This is a genomic window from Kibdelosporangium banguiense, assembly GCF_017876405.1.
Taxonomy (GTDB): Bacteria; Actinomycetota; Actinomycetes; order Mycobacteriales; family Pseudonocardiaceae; genus Kibdelosporangium; species Kibdelosporangium banguiense.
Genome location: NZ_JAGINW010000001.1, coordinates 11,489,680 through 11,506,715, shown reverse-complemented (window position 1 = coordinate 11,506,715; position 17,036 = coordinate 11,489,680). Strand labels below are relative to the sequence as shown.

The following is a 17,036-nucleotide window of genomic DNA, read 5'->3' as shown; positions in this document are numbered from 1 at the left end:
TGCATGAGAGGGAGACATGACCACACTTCAGAACCGGCCGAACACCGCACTTCTGGTCGTCGACGTGCAGAACGCCGTCGTGGAGGAGGCCCACGAGCGGGACGCGGTCGTGGCGAACATCGGCAGTCTCGTGAACAAGGCCCGGGAGGAACAGATCCCGGTCGTCTGGGTGCAGCACTCCGACGAGGAGCTGGTTCAGGGGAGCGAAGAGTGGAAGATCGTCCCCGAGCTGGTCCCGGGTGACACCGAGTCGATCGTCGGGAAGAACTACGGCGACTCCTTCGAGGACACGAATCTCGAGAGCATCCTGGCCGATCTCGGAGTCGGACGGCTGGTCGTCACCGGCGCGGAGACCGACGCATGCATCCGCTCCACCATCCACGGCGCGTTGACCAGGGGATACGACACCACCCTCGTCAGTGACGCCCACACAACGGGCGACAAGTCCGAATGGGGAGCGCCGCCGCCGGAGGTGGTCATCTCGCACACCAACCTGTACTGGAGCTTCCAGACAGCCCCAGGCCGCAAGGGCGGCACAGTCGAGACCAAGAAGGTCGAGTTCTGAGGCCACAATGAAAATCCCCGCGAGCCGGGTGGCTCGCGGGGAATGAACTCAGCCTGCGGGGGTGGGTTCGGGCTCCGGTTCGGGTGTCTGGTTTCCCTGGACGATGTCGTTGAGGCCGCCGAGGGTGGCCTCGTAGATTTCGTCGGGGTCGAGCCGACGCAGTTCCTCCACCAGGCAGTCCTTGACGCTGCGGCGGTTGAGGACCACGCGGCGGGCGGGCTGGCCGGGTTGCTCGAGGGTACCGACCTTGCCGTCGGGGCGGGTCAGCACCACCGGGCCGGACGGGCGTTCCAGGGTCACCTGGAAGATCCCGGGTGCCTTCTTGTCCGGGGTCGCCCGGCGGACTGGGACCTGCAGGAACGATGCAAGCCAGCCGGCGAGCAGGTCCGTGGAGGGGGAGTCCGCTTCGCCCGCGACTGAGGCCGCGGTGATGTCCTCGTAGGGCGGCAGGTCCAGTGCCGCGGCGAGGTACGCGCGCCACTGGGTCAGCCGGGTCCAGGCGAGGTCGGTGTCGCCGTCGGCGTACGTGACGCGGCGCTGTTCCAGGGACCGCAGCGGGTCCTTGTCGGTTGCCGCGTCGGTGATCCGGCGGTGGGCGAGCATGCCGATCGGGTCGTCGGACGGCACGCGCGGTGCCTCGAACGGCCACCAGGCCACCACTGGGGCGTCCGGCAGCAGCAACGGGATCACACATGTGTCGCCGTGCTCCACCAGTTCGCCGTACAGCCGCAGCACCACGACCTCGGACGCGCCCGCGTCGCCGCCGACGCGGATCTGCGCGTCCAGCCGGGCCGCCGCCTCACGGGCGCCCCGGGCCACCACGATCACGCGGCAGGGGTGCTCGCGGCTGGCTTCGTTGGCCGCCTCGATCGCTTCCTCGGTCTTCTCGCCGTCGTCGGTGACGATCACCAGGGTCAGCACCCGGCCGAGTGCCACCGCGCCGCCTTGCTGGCGCAGCTCGACGATCTTGGAGTTGACCTTCGCCGTGTTGGTCGACGGCATGTCGATGATCACGGGTGCCTCCAGGTACGACCCGTGCGGGCCAGCATCTCGTCGGCCGACGGGGGACCCCAGTCGCCCGGTGCGTACGGGTCCGGCCTGCTGCCCTGTGCCGTCCAGGACTCCAGGATCGGGTCGAGGATCTCCCAGGAGCGCTCGATCTCCTCGGCCACCGGGAACAGCGACGGCTCACCCAGCAGCACGTCGAGGATCAGCCGCTCGTACGCCTCCGGCGACGACTCGGTGAACGCCCGGCCGTAGCTGAAGTCCATCGTGACGTCCCGGACCTCCATCGTGGTGCCCGGCACCTTGGAGCCGAACCGGATGGTGATGCCCTCGTCGGGCTGGATCCGGATCACCACGGCGTTCTGCCCGAGTTCCTCGGTGGAGGTCTGGTCGAACGGCAGGTGCGGCGCCCGCTTGAACATCACCGCGATCTCGGTGACCCGGCGGCCCAGCCGCTTGCCGGTCCGCAGGAAGAACGGCACGCCCGCCCACCTGCGGTTGTTCACCTCAAGGGTGATCGCGGCGAACGTCTCGGTCTTGGAGTCCGGCGGGTAGCCGTCCTCCTCCAGCAGGCCGGGCACCTTCTTGCCGCCCTGCCAGCCGCCGGTGTACTGGCCACGCGCGGTGGTCTTCTCGTACGGCTGGGCCGCTGTGGTCGCCGAGAGGACCTTGATCCGCTCGGTGCGCAGCGACCGCGGCGAGAACGACACCGGGTCCTCGATCGTGGTGAACGCCATCAGCTGCAAGAGGTGGTTCTGGATGACGTCACGCGCCGCGCCGATGCCGTCGTAGTACCCCGCGCGACCGCCAAGGCCGATGTCCTCGGCCATGGTGATCTGGACGTGGTCGACGTAGTTGGCGTTCCAGATGGGCTCGTAGAGCTGGTTGGCGAACCGCAGCGCCAGGATGTTCTGCACGGTCTCCTTGCCGAGGTAGTGGTCGATGCGGAACACCGACTCCTCGGGGAAGACCTCGTTGACGATCCCGTTGAGCTCACGCGCGCTGGCCAGGTCGTGCCCGAACGGCTTCTCGATGACCACGCGCCGCCAGCTGTCACCGTCCTGATTGGCCAGTCCGGAGCGGGCGAGCTGCTTGCACACCACCGGGAACGCGTCCGGCGGGATGGACAGGTAGAACGCGTGGTTGCCGCCGGTGCCGCGCTCCTCGTCCAGTGCGCGGACCGTCTCGGCGAGCCGGTCGAACGCGGTGTCGTCGTCGAAGGTGCCTTGCACGAACCGGATTCCCTCAGCCAGCCGGTCCCAGACCTCCTGGCGGAACGGGGTCCGCGCGTGCTGCTTGACCGCCTCGTAGACGACCTGGGCGAAGTCCTCGTCCGCCCAGTCGCGGCGGGCGAAACCGGTCAGTGCGAAGCCCGGCGGCAGCAGACCCCGGTTGGCGAGGTCGTAGATCGCGGGCATCAGTTTCTTGCGGGACAGGTCGCCGGTCACCCCGAAGATCACCAGGCCACACGGCCCGGCGATCCGCGGCAGGCGCTTGTCCCTCGGGTCGCGCAGCGGGTTCTGCCAGTTGCGCTCACTCACGGCCTGTCGACCTCCTGGACGGCTTTCACGAGGTGGGCCAGACCCGCGGCCCGGTCGGTCAGGTGCAGCCGCAGCACCGGACGGCCGTGCTCACGCAGCACCTGCCCGTCGCCCAGTGCCTGTGCGCGCTGCAGGACACCCAGCGTGTACGGTCGGTCGGGGACCTCAAGGTCCTCGTCCACCGCGCCGGTGATCTGCAGGAACGCGCCGTTCTGATGGCCGCCCTTGTGGTACTGCCCAGTCGAGTGCAGGAACCGTGGCCCCCAGCCGAAGGTCGTCTGGAAATCGGTGCGCTTGGCCAGCTCCGGCCGCAGCAGCGCCGCGGAGGCGTCGTCGAGCCGGTCCAGGTAGGCCTGCACCGAGATGTAGCCGAACGCCGGCACCGAGGCCACAAAGGACCGCAGCACCTCGGCCAGATTCTGCCCCGTACCGCCGTACACCTCGACCGGTCCGTCCACAAGGGACGGCTCCTCGTCGGTGCCGGCACCTGGGGGCTGGTCGAGCAGGGCACGCGCGGCCTTCTTGGCGGCTTCCACGTCCGGCTGGTCGAACGGGTCGATCCCGAGCAACCGGCCGGCGACCGCGGTCGCGTACTCCCACAACAGGAACAGCCCGCCCAGCGAACCACTCGAGGACAGCCGGGCCGGACCGGCGGGCGTGCCGATCGCGGTGGTGGTCGCGTCGTCGCCCGCGTCGGCGAAGCCGGGCGCGTCGATGCCTTCGGTCGCCACCGGCAACAGACCGGTGCCCTGCTTGCCGGTCGACTCGGCGATCAGCTGCTCCACCCAGTCGGGGAAGCCCTTCACGCTGGTGTTGGTGTTGGCGAAGACGACCTTCTCGGCGCCTTCGGAGTGCCGCACCGACAGCGCCGCACCCAGCACCAGCCCGGCGTTGGTGTCCTCGTCCTTGGACAGCACCGCCGCGGCGGCCGCGGCCTCGTCCAGCAGGGTCGCGATGTCCGCACCGGCCAGGCCGGACGGGACCAGGCCGAACGCGGTCAGCGCGGAGTACCGGCCGCCCACGTTCGGGTCGGCCAGGAACACCTTGCGGTATCCGGCGTCCGCGGCCAGCTTCTCGAACGGTGAACCGGGGTCGGTCACCACGACGATCCGCGATGCCGCGTCGATGCCTTGTGCGGTAAAGGCTTTCTCGAAGATCCGGCGGTGGCTGTCGGTCTCGACCGTGCCGCCGGACTTCGAGGACACCACGATCACGGTACGGGAAAGGTCGCCGGCCAGAGCGTCGGCGACCTGTGCGGGATCGGTGGTGTCGAGGACTACGAGGGGTACGCCGGCGGTCGCCGTGATGACCTCAGGTGCCAGCGACGAGCCGCCCATCCCGGCCAGTACGACCCGGTCGACGCCCTCGGCGTGCAGGTCGGCACGCAGGGCGGCGATCTCGGCCAGCAACGGCCGGGACGTCTCGTGCAGACTCACCCAGGCCAGCCTGATGGCCGCCTCGGATTCCGCCGCAGGACCCCAGAGCGTGGGGTCCTGCGCGGTGATCTTGCTGGCGACCTGGTCGGCCACCAGCGTCCGCACCAGCGTCGCCGTCTCCTCGGCGAGCTTGTCGTCGACGATGTCGACGGAGATCTCGATCATTGTGAGCGCTCAGCCCTTTGCCTTCTCGAGTTGGCCCGTCACGGTCTCCAGCAGCTCGGTCCAGGACTTCTCGAACTTGTCCACGCCCTCGTCCTCGAGCACCTTGAACACGTCGTCCAGGTCGATGCCCGCGTCCGACAGCGCGTCGAAGACCTCCTGAGCCTGTTCCTGGGTCCCGGTGACCTTGTCGCCCTCGATCTTGCCGTGGTCGGCCGTGGCGTGCAGGGTCTTCTCCGGCATGGTGTTGACCGTGTTGGGCGCGACCAGCTCGTCGACGTAACGCGTGTCGGAGTAGGCCGGGTCCTTCACACCGGTGGACGCCCACAGTGGACGCTGCGCGTTCGCGCCCGCGTCGGCCAGCGCCTTCCAGCGGTCGGTGCCGAACGCGTCCAGGTAGGCCTGGTAGGCCAGCCGGGCGTTGGCGATCGCGGCCTGGCCGCGCAGTGCCTTCAGCTCGGCTGTGTCGGCCGCGTCGATCCGCTTGTCGATCTCACTGTCCACACGGGACACGAAGAACGACGCCACCGAGTGGATCCGGCTGATGTCGTGCCCGTTGGCCTTGGCCTGCTCGATGCCCTCGATGAAGGCGTCCATCACGGCCTGGTAGCGCTCGATGGAGAAGATCAGCGTCACGTTCACGCTGATGCCCTCGGCGAGCGTCTTGGTGATCGCGGGCAGACCGGCCAGCGTGGCCGGGATCTTGATCAGCAGGTTCGGCCGGTCGACGGTCTTCCAGAGGTCCTGCGCCTCGGCGATCGTGCGGTCGGTGTCGTGCGCCAGGCGCGGGTCGACCTCGATCGACACGCGGCCGTCGACACCGTTGGTCGCGCTGTAGATGTCACGGAACACGTCGCACGCGTTGCGCACGTCCGTGGTGGTGATCTCGCGGACAGTCGCGTCCACATCGGCCCCGCGAGCCGCCAGCTCACGGACCTGCTCGTCGTAGGACTCGCCCTTGCTCAGGGCGTTGGCGAAGATCGTCGGGTTGGTCGTCACACCGGTGACGTTCCAGTCCCGGATCAGCTCCGCCAGGTTTCCGGTGTTCAGGCGCTCCCTCGACAGGTCATCCAGCCAAATGGATACGCCGGCGTCCGACAGTGCGTTCAGTTTCTCGTTACTCACTTGCCCTCCTCCACTCGCTGCAGCGAGCGCCGTGCCGCGTCGACAACGGCTTCGGTCGTGAAACCGAACTCGCGATACAAAGTCTGGTAGTCGGCCGATGCCCCGTAGTGCTCAATGGACACACACTCGCCGGCGTCACCGACGAAGCGGTGCCACGGCTGCGCGATACCTGCCTCGACAGACACACGTGCGCGGACCGCCGGAGGGATCACCTGATCGCGGTATGCCGCGTCCTGCGCGTCGAACCACTCCACACTCGGCATCGAGACCACACGTGTTGCAACGCCGTCGGCCTCGAGGACCTTCCGCGCCTCGACCGCGATCTGCAGTTCCGACCCTGTGGCGATGAGCACTACCTGGGGGGTGCCGTTGGCCGCGTCGGCGAGCACGTAACCACCCTTGGCCACCCCCTCGGCGTCGGTGCCTTCCAGGACCGGCAGGTTCTGCCTGGTCAGTGCCAGGCCGACCGGGCCCTCGGGACGCTCGATGGTCGCCTTCCACGCGGCGGCCGTCTCGTTGGCGTCACCGGGGCGCACGATCGTCAGGCCGGGGATGGCCCGCAGCGCGGCGAGGTGCTCGATCGGCTGGTGCGTCGGGCCGTCCTCGCCGAGGCCGATGGAGTCGTGCGTCCACACGTAGATCGCCGAGGTCTTCATCAGCGAGCCGAGCCGGACCGCGGGCCGCATGTAATCGCTGAACACCAGGAACGTCCCGCCGTACGGCCGGGTCGGGCCGTGCAGCGCGATGCCGTTGAGGATCGAGCCCATGGCGTGCTCGCGGACGCCGAAGTGCAGCGTGCGGCCGTAGGGCTGGGCGTTCCACTCCTTGGTGGAGATGTCGGCCGGGCCGAACGAGTCGGCGCCCTTCATCGTGGTGTTGTTGCTCTCGGCCAGGTCGGCCGAGCCGCCCCACAGCTCCGGCAGCACGTCGGCCAGCGCGTTGAGCACCTCGCTGGACGCCTTGCGGGTGGCCAGGCCCTTGGCGTCGGGCTGCCAGGTCGGCAGCTTCTCGGCCCAGCCCTCCGGCAGCTCGCGGGCGGTCAGCCGGTCCAGCAGCTCCTTGCGCTCCGGGTTGGCCTGCGCCCAGGCGTCGAACTTCGGCCGCCACTGCGCTTTGGCCTGCTCGCCGCGCTTGACGACCTCGCGCGTGTGGGCGAGGACCTCCGGCTCGACGACGAACTTCTGCTCCGGGTCGAAGCCCAGGATCTTCTTGATCTCGGCGACCTCGTCGTCACCCAGCGCGGCGCCGTGCGCCTTGCCGGTGTTCATCTTGGTCGGCGCCGGGAAGCCGATGATCGTGCGCAGCAGGATGAACGACGGGCGCCCGGTCTCGGCCTTGGCGTTCGCCAGGGCCTCCAGGATCCCGGTGACGTTCTCGCCGCTCTCCACGACCTGCACGTGCCAGCCGTAGGACTCGTAGCGCTTGGCGGTGTCCTCGGACAACGCGATCGTGGTGTCGTCCTCGATGGAGATCTTGTTGTCGTCGTAGATCACCGTGAGGTTGCCCAGGCGCTGGGTTCCCGCCAGCGAGGAGGCCTCGGAGGTGACGCCCTCCTCGATGTCGCCGTCCGAGGCGATCACGAAGATGTCGTGGTCGAACGGGCTCTGGCCAGGCGCGGCGTCCGGGTCGAAGAGACCACGCTCACGCCGGGCGGCCATCGCCATGCCCACCGCGGAGGCCAGGCCCTGGCCCAGCGGGCCGGTGGTCATCTCCACACCGCGGGTGTGGCCGTGCTCGGGGTGGCCGGGGGTCTTAGAGCCCCACTTGCGCAGGTGCTCGATGTCCTCGATCTCCAGGCCGTAACCGGCCGTGAACAGCTGCAGGTACAGCGTCAGGCTGGAGTGACCGGCCGACAGCACGAACCGGTCGCGGCCGATCCAGTCCGGGTCGGCCGGGTCGTGCCGCATGACACGCTGGAAGAGCGCGTAGGCCACCGGCGCGAGGCTCATCGCGGTACCGGGGTGGCCGTTGCCGGCGTTCTGAACCGCCTCGGCAGCGAGCACGCGGATCGTGTCGACCGCCCGCTTGTCGAGGTCCGTCCAGTCAGCCGGAACGTTTGCTGTGGTCAGGCGGGTGATGTCGTCTACGGACACGGGCTACTGCTCCCACTTTCGCTGCTCGTGCGGGAACACGCTTGGCATGCGAAACAAGTGTTCCCGCTGGTCTTCCCTCGTCCCGTGCGCCAGCGTAGTCACCCGCGGGGTTGTTGCTAGTCCAGAGTCATCTGGACGGAGGGTGTGTCCGCGCTGAACGCCACCCGCCATGGCTACCCGTATGTAGCCGGTCTACTATTCCCATCCGTACCCGAACTGTTCATATCCACCATGAGGAGCGACATGTCGCCGGTGTGCAGCGCTCTGGGAGCGCCGTGAGCATCACCGTGCCGTCTGTCGACGCCCCCGCCACCGCTCCGCGACGCAGGATCAAGGATGTCGTCCGCGCATACGTCGCGTTGACCAAGCCCCGCATCATCGAGCAACTGCTCGTGACCACGATCCCCGCCATGCTGCTTGCCCAGCGCGGCATCCCGTCGCCGTGGCTGGTTCTTGCCACGATGGTCGGCGGCACGCTCGCGGCGGGCAGTGCGGGTGCGTTGAACTGCGTGGTCGACGCGGACATCGACGCGGTGATGAAGCGCACAAGCGCCCGTCCGCTGGTCAAACACGAGGTTCCGGTCCGTAACGCGCTGATCTTCGGTGTGATCCTGGGCGTGCTGTCCTGCGGTTTCCTGTGGCTGACCACCAACTGGGTGGCCGCGGTGTTGTGCGTCGGCGCGATCCTGTTCTACGTCTTCGTCTACACGATGTGGCTCAAGCGGCGCACATCACAGAACATCGTCTGGGGCGGAATCGCGGGATGCATGCCGGTGGTGATCGGCTGGGCCGCGGTCACCGGCGACGTGGGCTGGCCCGCGTTCGTGCTCTTCGGCATCATCTTCTTCTGGACGCCGCCGCACTCCTGGGCATTGGCGATGAAGTTCCGCGACGACTACGCGGCGGCCGGCGTGCCGATGCTGCCCGCGGTCGCCACGCCACGGCAGGTCTCCTTCCGGATCGTGCTCTACTCGTGGGCGATGGTCCTCTGTGGACTGCTGCTGGTGCCCGCGACGAGCTGGGTCTACGCGGTCTCGGCCGTGGTCCTGGGCGGCTGGTTCCTGATCGCCGTGCACCGCCTGCACAACGTGTACCGGCGCGGCGGCGAGACCAACCCGATGAAGGTCTTCCACCTGTCGAACACGTACCTGTGCGCGGTGTTCGTGATGGTCGCGGTCGACTCCGCGATCGGCCTGCCCGTCACCTCCCTCTTCGCCTGAGGTTTTGCCCCCAATGCCACATTGGTGGCATCGCATGCCCCCAATGTGGCATTGGGGGCATCCCAAGCCCACTTGGTGGTGGGTGAATTTCCCATAACCTGTCGTGCGTTGACGAATACGAGAACATTCGGTCTGTACCTCTGACCCTGCAGTCAAGGAGGACAGCACCGATGAAGTTCCACAAGAGCGCGGTCGTCGCCGTCACGGCGGCGGCCGCGTTATCTGTTTCCGCGGTTCCGGCCCAGGCGGCCACCACAGTTGTCGCCTCCCAGCTGGCGGTGCCGTGGGGCCTGGGTTTCCTGCCGGACGGCAGTGCCCTGTTCACCGAACGGAACACAGCCAAGATCAGGTCACTGCGTAACGGCACGGTGACCGACGTCCAGACGGTCCCCGGCGTGAGCGCCCAGGGTGAAGGCGGGCTGCTCGGGCTCGCCGTGTCGCCACAGTTCGCGCAGAACCGGACCGTGTTCATCTACTACACGGCCGCATCGGACAACCGGATCGCCAGAGTCGTGCTCGGCCAGGCACCGGTGCCGATCGTGACCGGGATCCCCAAGGCGAGCATCCACAACGGCGGCCGGCTCGCCTTCGGCCCGGACGGCCTGCTCTACGCCGGTACCGGCGACGCGGGCAACTCGGCGAACTCACAGAACCGGGCCTCGCTGGGCGGCAAGATCCTGCGGATGACGCCGGAGGGCCAGCCGGCGCCGGGCAATCCGTTCAACTCGCTGGTGTACTCGTTGGGCCACCGCAACGTCCAGGGCCTGACCTGGGCCGCCGACGGCCGGCTGTTCTCGGCCGAGCTGGGCCAGAACACCTGGGACGAGCTCAACCTGATCCAGTCCGGCCGCAACTACGGCTGGCCGACGTGCGAGGGCCGCTGCGGCAACCCGAGTTTCGTCGACCCGCTTGCGGTGTGGTCGACATCGCAGGCCTCGCCGAGCGGCATCGCCTTCTACAAGAACAACCTCTACATGGCGGGGCTGCGCGGCACGCGGCTGTGGCTGATCCCGGTGACCAGCACCGGAGTCGGCACGCCTCGTGCCCTCTACCAGGGCCAGTTCGGGCGGCTGCGGACCCCGGTCGCCGGACCGGACGGCAACCTGTACTTCACCACCAGCAACCGGGACGGCCGCGGCAGCCCGGTAGCAGCCGATGATCGAATCATCCGGAGTGACGGAGCTTAAGCAACGTTGTCACCCCCTCTGGCGTCCTCTCTGATGGGACGTGAATTCTCCTTACGGGGAAAGGAAAGAGGGGGTAAAGGATGCGGAAGCACCTGGTCATGGCCGCCGCGCTGAGTGTGGCGGCGGTCATGATCGCAGCCTGCGGGGATGCTCAGCCCGCGGCGGAGAAACCGTCCACAGTGACCGTCCAGGGCCGTCCTTCGCCCGACGCGCTGCCGACTTCGCCTGATGTGTCACCGTCTTCGCCTGCTGTGGCGCAGGTTCAGGCGCCGGCGACCGTGGACGGCAAGGCACCGGTGATCCGGCACATCAAGACCGACAAGCCGTACGTGTTCATCACCATGGACGACGGCGCGGTCAAGGATCCGGCCGCGTTGCAGATGATCAAAGACTCGGGCGCGCGGCCGACGCTGTTTCTGAACAAGAAGTACTTCGTGGAGAACCCGGACTACTTCAAGGCATTACAGGCGGCCGGGGCCGACATCAACGACCACACGATGACCCACCCGAACCTCCGCGGCAAACCGTACGAGTTCCAGCGCAACGAGATCTGCGGCGACGCGGACGCGATCCAGCAGACGTTCGGCAAGCGCCCGACCTTGTTCCGGCCGCCGTTCGGCAACTATGACGACAACACCCAGAAGGCCGTCGCCGACTGCGGGATGAAGGCGATCGTGCTGTGGACCGCGGCGGTCAACGACGGCGTGGTCCAGTTCCAGGCGGGGGACAAACTGAAGGCGGGCGACATCGTGCTGATGCATTTCCGGCACACGTTCGCCGAGGACTTCCAGGCTTTCCTCAACCGTGCGAAACAAGACGGTCTCACTGTTGTTCCATTGACCGATTTCCTGGCCTGAGCAGGTATCTTGACCGGCCATGGAATTACTGCGCAAAGTCGCGCGCTGGATCGCCGCCCAGCCTTGGCTCGGCCGGATCCAGCCGGCTGTGCTGAACCTGGACAAGGTGCTCTACCGGCTGACGAAAGGCCGTGTCACCGTGGTCGGCATCGCCGGCATGCCGTCGCTGATCCTGACAGTCACCGGCCGCAAGACCGGGCTGCCCCGCCAGGCGGCGCTGCTCTACGTCCCAGACGGCGACGACATCCTCCTGGTCGGCTCCAACTGGGGCGGCCCAGGCCATCCAATGTGGACAGTAAACCTGATGGCAAATCCTGAGGCAGTAGTGAATATCAAGGGCCGGACCCATGAGGTGAAGGCGCGGCTGCTGTCGGAAGAGGAACGCACCGCGATCTGGCCGCACCTGACCGAAACGTGGCCGGCGTACGACGCCTACCGGTCCAAGACCGACCGCGAGCTCCGGGTTTTCCGGCTCACTGCGCGTTGACCGCGTCGAGCAGTTCACCCACTGAAGGGTCGTCCAGCGCCTCGACCACGCACTGCCACAGTTCGAGGTTGGCACTGGCCCAGTGCGAGTACATCGCTTTGGCCTGCGGGCTGTAGAAGTAGAAGCCCTCGTCATGTTTGCCGCGCTGTTCGCCGACGATCTTGTTCGCCAACTGGCCGAGGGTGATGCCGTTCTCGGAGAGGTAGCGGTGGGCCAGCATCACCGGGGTGACGGGCAGCGCCTTGAACAGGGTGTCGGCGTCGCTGAGCGCCTGCGCCTCCTTGGAGATGTCGCGGTGCCGGGTGCTGATCTCGGCCTCGACCACGATGTCGTCGATCCATTCCGCGACCGGCTCGGCGACCCCCGCCGCGGCCAGGATCCGCATCCTGATTTCCCGGCCTTCCGCAGCATCGGAATTGCGCTTCACGATGTAGTTCAAATCATGCACAAGCGCGGCCGTCTCGACCACCGCCGGATCGGACCCATTGGCTCGGGCGAACGCCCCCGCCTTGGTCCGCACGAAATGGACATGGTGCCACCCATGGAACGGCAGGTTCGCCGCGAACCGCTGGCATAGTCGTCGCACCCTGCGTTCCACCTGGTCAAACGCGCCGGCGGCAACACTGCCGACAGCGACCGCACTCTTCTCGCCGAGCATCGAGGCCTCCTAGCGATCCCTCCCTCAGGTGAAGGCATCGTAGGTCGTGAGACGCCCGGAATATGCGGTCATGATGACACTCAACCGGGTTGCCCCCGAATTTCGAGGTGAGCGCGAAGCTGGCGGAGCCGCCGCACGAATGGCGCGCCAAGTGGAGCGCGTTCCAGCCTGCGCTGACTGAGCCGCCCGCGATCGCCGGTCGAGGGTGGCGTCAGATGCGTTCGGCGAGGTGACCCAGGCGTTCCTCCACTGGTACGTGTCTGCGGCTGATGTTGGTGACGGGGTCGAACGACAGGCTCCAGCCGCGTACCGGCCGTGACTTCACCAGGAATGTCATTGTTCCGTCGGCGGCTTTGGGGATGCGGTGGAACTCATCCGACAGCATCGTCGCGGACTCGCCTGCCTCGCAGGGGCCGCTGCGCACCATGGTCGCGGACTTGATGGTCAGCCCGGCGAGGTCCATCTCGGTGTCGAACCGCTCGTGCACGTAACTGCCGCGCAGGATGGTGGTGCAGAAGTGATAGCGGTGGTTGTGGATCGAGTCGGCGTACCCGATGCGCCAGTCCTTCTGCGGTTTGTACTCGTGCAGCCAGAAGGAGAACTTGTCGCCCGGGTCGTTGAGCAGGCACCAGGCGAAGTGCGTTGTGGTCTCCCGCGATCGGGAGATCACCGCGGCGGCGACCTCGCCGGACAGGGTTCGCAGGTGGTGGCGCAGTTCGTCGCGCAGGCCCGGCCGGCCCGCCCAGGTGGTGAACCGGTCGCTGACCGACGCCCAGTCGGTCAGGTCGGCGGCACGTATCTCGCTGGCCAGTTCGGCCAGCGCTGAGGATCTCGTTCGCATTTTCAGCTCTCCAGCCCCGCGGCTTTGGTGAATTCTGCGCGGAAATCGTGGAACTTGCGCTCCAGATCTGCGTACCCCTCCTCGGTGAGGGGTGTTCCGGTTATTTTTCCGAACAGGGCCAGGAATTCCGAACGAGTGGTGTCCGGGGTGATCGAGAATTTCTGGGCAGTTCGCGTGTCGCGCATTCTGTGGAACTCGGCGCGTTGCATGCCGTAGATGAACGAGCCTTCTGAGAAACGCAGTGTGCGTGGGTAGAGCGAGGTGGCCCCGCCGACGTCGCTGTAGAGCGTGAGCCACACGCTGTCGTCGAAGATCTCGGTCCGGTCGAGCGGCGGATCGGAGATCACGGCGATCTCGATGGCCGTGCAGCGGCTGCGTGCCAGATACAGGCCCACGATGCCGATGGAGATCTCCTCGACGAGCCGTTTCCTGATCTTGTCGTAGTCGCCGGTCGCGCCCTCGTGCCGCAGCAGGTAGCGGGCCCGGCCGCTGATCGCGGAGTGCTGGCGCGGGTCGGCGACCACCGTGCGCAGCTCCCACTCCGAGTGGGTCAGCAGCAGCCTGGCGGCGGCGTGCCGGCCGGCGAAGCCGCGGAAGAAGTACTGCCTGCTGCGCTTGAGGTCGGCCATCAGCAGCCGGTTGAACTCCGGATCCGGGGTCGTGGTCGCTTCGAAGACATGCGTCGGGAAGAACTCGTTGTTCAGTGCGCGGTACTCGGACGACAAATCCCGCAATGCCCGTTTGCTTTCCTCGATCAGCGGCGTGACGAGTGCTTTGTGCGACGCCGAAGCGGTGATGAGGGTTTGTCCAAAACCGACGATGGCGGAGATCATCGTGCCGGTGCCCAGCGCAGTCAAGAGATTCTTGAAGAGGCCGGCGTCCATCGCACTGGATATCCACAGGCTACCGATCGAGATCACCAGCAGGATGGCCAGCAACAGGCCGGTCCTGGTCCAGAACATCTCCTGGACCGGATTCTTGCGGATGCCGTTGGCGTCCGCGGACACCGGGTCACCTCCTCGATGGGCACCCGAACGGGCGAATGCGTAGTGTACCCGTTTGTGTGCGACGAGTAACTGTACGCGCAATACCGTGACGGTGAAATCGGAAAAACGGGGGATCTTCACCTTCGCCGGATGGCTCACCGCGACCAGCCAGGCACCCGATGGAACCAGTGCGTGACCCGGTTGCCTAGGGTGACGCCCATGCGCATTGCAGGCAAGGTCACGATGGTTACCGTGGCGCTGGTGGCGGCGGCCACCTTGAGCGCCTGTGCCAACTCCGAGCAGGACTCTCCCGGCACCTCCAACCGCAACTCCGCCCCGCCGCCGCTGCCCATCACCACGACGGCGACGACCACCTCCGCGGCCAAGCCAACCTCACCAGCCACGTACAAGCCTGGCCCGGGCGAGTGCACGGCCGAGGATGTCAAGATCGAGAACGCCGAGTTCGGCAAGAAGCCGACGATCACCCTGCCCACCACCTGTCAGCCGCCGAAGGGCTTGGTGATCAAGGACCTGGTGCCCGGCACCGGCCCGGAGATCAAGCAGGGCAGCGTTCTCGAGGCGAATTACCTGCTGCAGACCTGGTCGGACAAGCAGATCGTGGACAACTCCTTCGACCGCGGCCAGACGTTGTCCGTGCAGGGCATCGGCTCCGGTCGGGTCATCAAGGGCTGGGACCAGGGCCTGCTGGGCATGAAGGAAGGCGGCCGCAGGCTGCTCATCATCCCGCCGGACCTCGGCTACGGCCCTCAGGGAAAGCCTCCGGTCAAGCCGAACGAGACCCTCGTCTTCGTCACCGACGCCGTCAAGGTCACCGGCTGACCCACGCCGCTCACCAGCGCGCCCGCCAGAATTCCCGGCGGGCGCGCTTTTTCTTATCTGCAACGGATCTGAGTCTGAATGTGCACGACCGGTCCTCTATCCACTTACCGGACGGGCTGAGACGATCTACACCCGTCAATCGGCGAATCGGTCACCTTGACTGCGCTGGATGACCAATTGTAATGGGTCGAATGCAGTAAGGTTGTCATGTGAGGTAAAAATGTGTTTGACAACTCCACTCGGTCGGGCCAGTGAACTGCCTTCGTGGTGTCGCTACCGTTGGTAACTGGCCATAAATGCTGACGGGTTGTCGGTCGTTGGCTAATCGGGAGTTAGGTCAACGCAAGGGGTTGAATTGAACACCAACAGGGGTCGTTGGGTTCTTGCTTTTGACGGATCATGTCACGCCTGTCGGAGGGTGTCCGAGGCGGTCGAAGCGGCGAGTGGTGGGAAACTTGAAGTATTGCCGTTGGCTAATCCGGATGTGCAAGAGTGGCGAACGATAGCGCAAGGCTCCCCGCTTCGTTGGGAACCAACTCTTATTTACGTCAATGAAGGTGTTCCTCGCGCGTGGTCGCGGCAAGCGATGGCGGTTCCGTTGGTCCGGAGGCTCGGACCGCGCTCGACTGTGCGGGTGTTGCGTGCGCTGGGCAGTCTGCGTTCGCCTCAGCGGGAGCAGGGCCGCGGTATCTCACGTGCGGCGTTCTTGCAGCTAACTGCCGGAGTCGCCGTGGCTGGCGGGCTCATGTTGGGCAACTCGCCAGCCGCTGCCGCGACAAGCAACGATGTTGATGTCTGGATTGATGCGAATCGGGGTCGGTTGCCTGCTACATATGATGAAGTCGTCAAGCATCCGCTCGAGTACCGGCAGGCAATCTTTCGGGAACTGTCTCCCGAGCAGCAGAGTAAACTGTGGGTCGATCACCTGAATCGCTATGTGAAAAAGAATCCCGAGCTGTCGGCCGGTCAGTTGACCGCAATTGGTGCTGCCATCGCATTGGCGGGAGATGTTGCGACTTTCCGTGATTATCGGGATGCGGCCGTGCAGGAAAGTGTGGACAGGCTGGATGACGAGTTGCTGAACGAGTTCGGCAAGATCGAGACGGCTAAGCTCGTCCGGGTACTCGGTGAGATGCCGGAATCAACTGGAATTCGCGCAGAAGACCTGCTCAAGAAGGATTTTCCTTGCTTGTGTAACGTGACCGACGACTGGTGCAGTGGATGTCCCGGGCAGAAATGTCTTGGTCCGTGTGCGCCTAAGCCCATCGGGTGCGGCACCCTGGGGGTGAAGTCCTGTAACGGGCGGTGTGTATGTCCATAATGGGCACGCTTCGTTAGGGAATTCCTGACCCAGCAGGCGAACGCGTCTGATTGTCACGGTGACACGTTCGCCTGCTGATTACTCCGCTCATACCGTGGTCAGGGATGAGCAGGAGTTTGGCCGGTGGTTTGCGGCCTTGGAGGTCGGTGTGGCCTGGGCAGCCTCGGCCGCCGAGACGCAGCCTAGCCCCGGCCACCGACGGAAACAGGTTGCCGACGACAGCTGTCCACAGTGGCCAGACGGCTCGCATTCCGAGTCAGGAGAACTTGTGGGCGAGCTCGCGGAAGTGATCCGCGGCCAGGCGCATCTGCTCGTCGCTGACGGCCAGCCCGGGGGTGCCGCTGAGCCGCTCGGTCTGCTCGGCAAAGCGAAGGTATTCCCGGCTCGCGTACTCCCGGCAAGCCAGGCACGTAACCCGCTCAGGTAGCGGAGACGTCATGGCCCGCGGTACGCCTTCCAAGCCGCACCCAGTCTCGACAACCGCTGGAAGATCGCTTACCAGCCCGAACGTCGACGCGATCAGATCGCGGCTCATGGCGTCGGCATTCAAGCGCGCCCCGACATGGATATGAGGATCAGTCTCGCCCATCCGCACCCCGCTCGCGTCGTCGCCCTCAGGCAAGTCTGCCACCTGCCCGACCGGCCTGCGTGAGCCGGACTGACTGGTCGGGACTGAAGGGTGGGTGTTCCCGTAGGCAGTCACGGCCGGCGA

The 17,036-nt window shown here is 66.4% G+C and carries 16 protein-coding genes; 7 read left to right on the top strand and 9 right to left on the bottom strand.

What is annotated here, in order from left to right; translation table 11 throughout:
• Nucleotides 1-16: 16 nt before the first annotated feature.
• Nucleotides 17-565: a cysteine hydrolase family protein gene (locus JOF56_RS51455; protein ID WP_209646739.1), complete on the top strand. Its 549-nt coding sequence runs from the start codon at nucleotides 17-19 to the stop codon at nucleotides 563-565.
• A 48-nt stretch (nucleotides 566-613) separates the two neighbouring features.
• Here the strand turns inward: JOF56_RS51455 and opcA are convergent, their stop codons facing one another.
• The 5 genes from opcA to tkt are packed head-to-tail and all read right to left on the bottom strand — an operon-like array spanning nucleotide 614 to nucleotide 7,927.
• A complete protein-coding gene (gene opcA / locus JOF56_RS51450; protein ID WP_209646738.1) occupies nucleotides 614-1,579 on the bottom strand; it encodes a glucose-6-phosphate dehydrogenase assembly protein OpcA in 966 nt (321 codons plus the stop codon).
• Entirely contained in the window at nucleotides 1,576-3,111 is a 1,536-nt protein-coding gene (gene zwf / locus JOF56_RS51445; protein WP_209646737.1) for a glucose-6-phosphate dehydrogenase, read from the bottom strand. The genes opcA and zwf overlap by 4 nt, the downstream gene beginning before the upstream one ends.
• Nucleotides 3,108-4,712 carry a phosphoglucose isomerase-related protein gene (locus JOF56_RS51440; protein WP_209646736.1) on the bottom strand — a complete coding sequence of 535 codons (1,605 nt, stop codon included), beginning with the start codon at nucleotides 4,710-4,712 and terminating at the stop codon, nucleotides 3,108-3,110. The genes zwf and JOF56_RS51440 overlap by 4 nt, the downstream gene beginning before the upstream one ends.
• A gap of 9 nt (nucleotides 4,713-4,721) precedes the next feature.
• The gene (gene tal, locus JOF56_RS51435) at nucleotides 4,722-5,834 is read right to left on the bottom strand and encodes a transaldolase (protein ID WP_209646735.1); all 1,113 of its coding nucleotides are present in this window, start codon (nucleotides 5,832-5,834) and stop codon (nucleotides 4,722-4,724) included.
• Nucleotides 5,831-7,927, bottom strand: coding sequence for a transketolase (gene tkt / locus JOF56_RS51430; RefSeq protein ID WP_209646734.1), 2,097 nt, complete (start codon nucleotides 7,925-7,927; stop codon nucleotides 5,831-5,833). Before tkt ends, tal begins: the two co-directional genes overlap by 4 nt.
• A 275-nt stretch (nucleotides 7,928-8,202) precedes the next feature.
• Here tkt and JOF56_RS51425 point away from each other — a divergent pair, with 275 nt between their 5' ends.
• From JOF56_RS51425 to JOF56_RS51410, 4 genes are all read left to right on the top strand, one after another.
• Nucleotides 8,203-9,147, top strand: coding sequence for a heme o synthase (locus tag JOF56_RS51425; protein WP_372448338.1), 945 nt, complete (start codon nucleotides 8,203-8,205; stop codon nucleotides 9,145-9,147).
• A 170-nt stretch (nucleotides 9,148-9,317) separates the two neighbouring features.
• Nucleotides 9,318-10,334 (top strand): PQQ-dependent sugar dehydrogenase, encoded by a 1,017-nt coding sequence (locus JOF56_RS51420; protein WP_209646732.1) that lies wholly within the window; start codon nucleotides 9,318-9,320, stop codon nucleotides 10,332-10,334.
• An 80-nt stretch (nucleotides 10,335-10,414) separates the two neighbouring features.
• Nucleotides 10,415-11,191 (top strand): polysaccharide deacetylase family protein, encoded by a 777-nt coding sequence (locus JOF56_RS51415; protein WP_209646731.1) that lies wholly within the window; start codon nucleotides 10,415-10,417, stop codon nucleotides 11,189-11,191.
• A gap of 19 nt (nucleotides 11,192-11,210) precedes the next feature.
• A complete protein-coding gene (locus tag JOF56_RS51410; protein WP_209646730.1) occupies nucleotides 11,211-11,678 on the top strand; it encodes a nitroreductase family deazaflavin-dependent oxidoreductase in 468 nt (155 codons plus the stop codon).
• On the opposite strand, the gene JOF56_RS51405 is transcribed toward JOF56_RS51410, so the two are convergent.
• The 3 genes from JOF56_RS51405 to JOF56_RS51395 all read right to left on the bottom strand — a co-directional run bounded on the left by JOF56_RS51405 (nucleotide 11,665) and on the right by JOF56_RS51395 (nucleotide 14,139).
• Nucleotides 11,665-12,336: an HD domain-containing protein gene (locus JOF56_RS51405; RefSeq protein ID WP_209646729.1), complete on the bottom strand. Its 672-nt coding sequence runs from the start codon at nucleotides 12,334-12,336 to the stop codon at nucleotides 11,665-11,667. The two genes, JOF56_RS51410 and JOF56_RS51405, sit on opposite strands and share 14 nt — an antisense overlap.
• A gap of 211 nt (nucleotides 12,337-12,547) precedes the next feature.
• Nucleotides 12,548-13,177 (bottom strand): hypothetical protein, encoded by a 630-nt coding sequence (locus tag JOF56_RS51400; RefSeq protein WP_209646728.1) that lies wholly within the window; start codon nucleotides 13,175-13,177, stop codon nucleotides 12,548-12,550.
• A gap of 2 nt (nucleotides 13,178-13,179) precedes the next feature.
• On the bottom strand, nucleotides 13,180-14,139 hold the full coding sequence (locus JOF56_RS51395) for a hypothetical protein (protein ID WP_209648993.1): 960 nt from the start codon (nucleotides 14,137-14,139) through the stop codon (nucleotides 13,180-13,182).
• A 243-nt stretch (nucleotides 14,140-14,382) separates the two neighbouring features.
• On the opposite strand from JOF56_RS51395, the gene JOF56_RS51390 reads away from it, so the two are divergent.
• Both JOF56_RS51390 and JOF56_RS51385 read left to right on the top strand, forming a co-directional pair.
• Nucleotides 14,383-15,003 (top strand): FKBP-type peptidyl-prolyl cis-trans isomerase, encoded by a 621-nt coding sequence (locus tag JOF56_RS51390; protein ID WP_209646727.1) that lies wholly within the window; start codon nucleotides 14,383-14,385, stop codon nucleotides 15,001-15,003.
• A gap of 634 nt (nucleotides 15,004-15,637) precedes the next feature.
• Nucleotides 15,638-16,324: a bacteriocin fulvocin C-related protein gene (locus JOF56_RS51385; protein ID WP_209646726.1), complete on the top strand. Its 687-nt coding sequence runs from the start codon at nucleotides 15,638-15,640 to the stop codon at nucleotides 16,322-16,324.
• 256 nt (nucleotides 16,325-16,580) lie between these two features.
• Here the strand turns inward: JOF56_RS51385 and JOF56_RS51380 are convergent, their stop codons facing one another.
• Complete coding sequence (locus tag JOF56_RS51380; RefSeq protein ID WP_245378765.1) at nucleotides 16,581-16,946, bottom strand: hypothetical protein; 366 nt, start codon at nucleotides 16,944-16,946, stop codon at nucleotides 16,581-16,583.
• Nucleotides 16,947-17,036 lie beyond the last annotated feature (90 nt).

Excerpts from the sequence above, each read along its gene's own strand:
- JOF56_RS51415 (WP_209646731.1), top strand. The coding sequence starts at position 10,415 with ATGCGGAAGCACCTGGTCATGGCCGCCGCGCTGAGTGTGGCGGCGGTC.
- JOF56_RS51405 (WP_209646729.1), bottom strand. The coding sequence starts at position 12,336 with ATGCTCGGCGAGAAGAGTGCGGTCGCTGTCGGCAGTGTTGCCGCCGGC.
- JOF56_RS51410 (WP_209646730.1), top strand. The coding sequence starts at position 11,211 with ATGGAATTACTGCGCAAAGTCGCGCGCTGGATCGCCGCCCAGCCTTGG.
- JOF56_RS51455 (WP_209646739.1), top strand. The coding sequence starts at position 17 with ATGACCACACTTCAGAACCGGCCGAACACCGCACTTCTGGTCGTCGAC.
- JOF56_RS51390 (WP_209646727.1), top strand. The coding sequence starts at position 14,383 with ATGCGCATTGCAGGCAAGGTCACGATGGTTACCGTGGCGCTGGTGGCG.
- JOF56_RS51395 (WP_209648993.1), bottom strand. The coding sequence starts at position 14,139 with ATGTTCTGGACCAGGACCGGCCTGTTGCTGGCCATCCTGCTGGTGATC.
- JOF56_RS51400 (WP_209646728.1), bottom strand. The coding sequence starts at position 13,177 with ATGCGAACGAGATCCTCAGCGCTGGCCGAACTGGCCAGCGAGATACGT.
- JOF56_RS51440 (WP_209646736.1), bottom strand. The coding sequence starts at position 4,712 with ATGATCGAGATCTCCGTCGACATCGTCGACGACAAGCTCGCCGAGGAG.
- JOF56_RS51420 (WP_209646732.1), top strand. The coding sequence starts at position 9,318 with ATGAAGTTCCACAAGAGCGCGGTCGTCGCCGTCACGGCGGCGGCCGCG.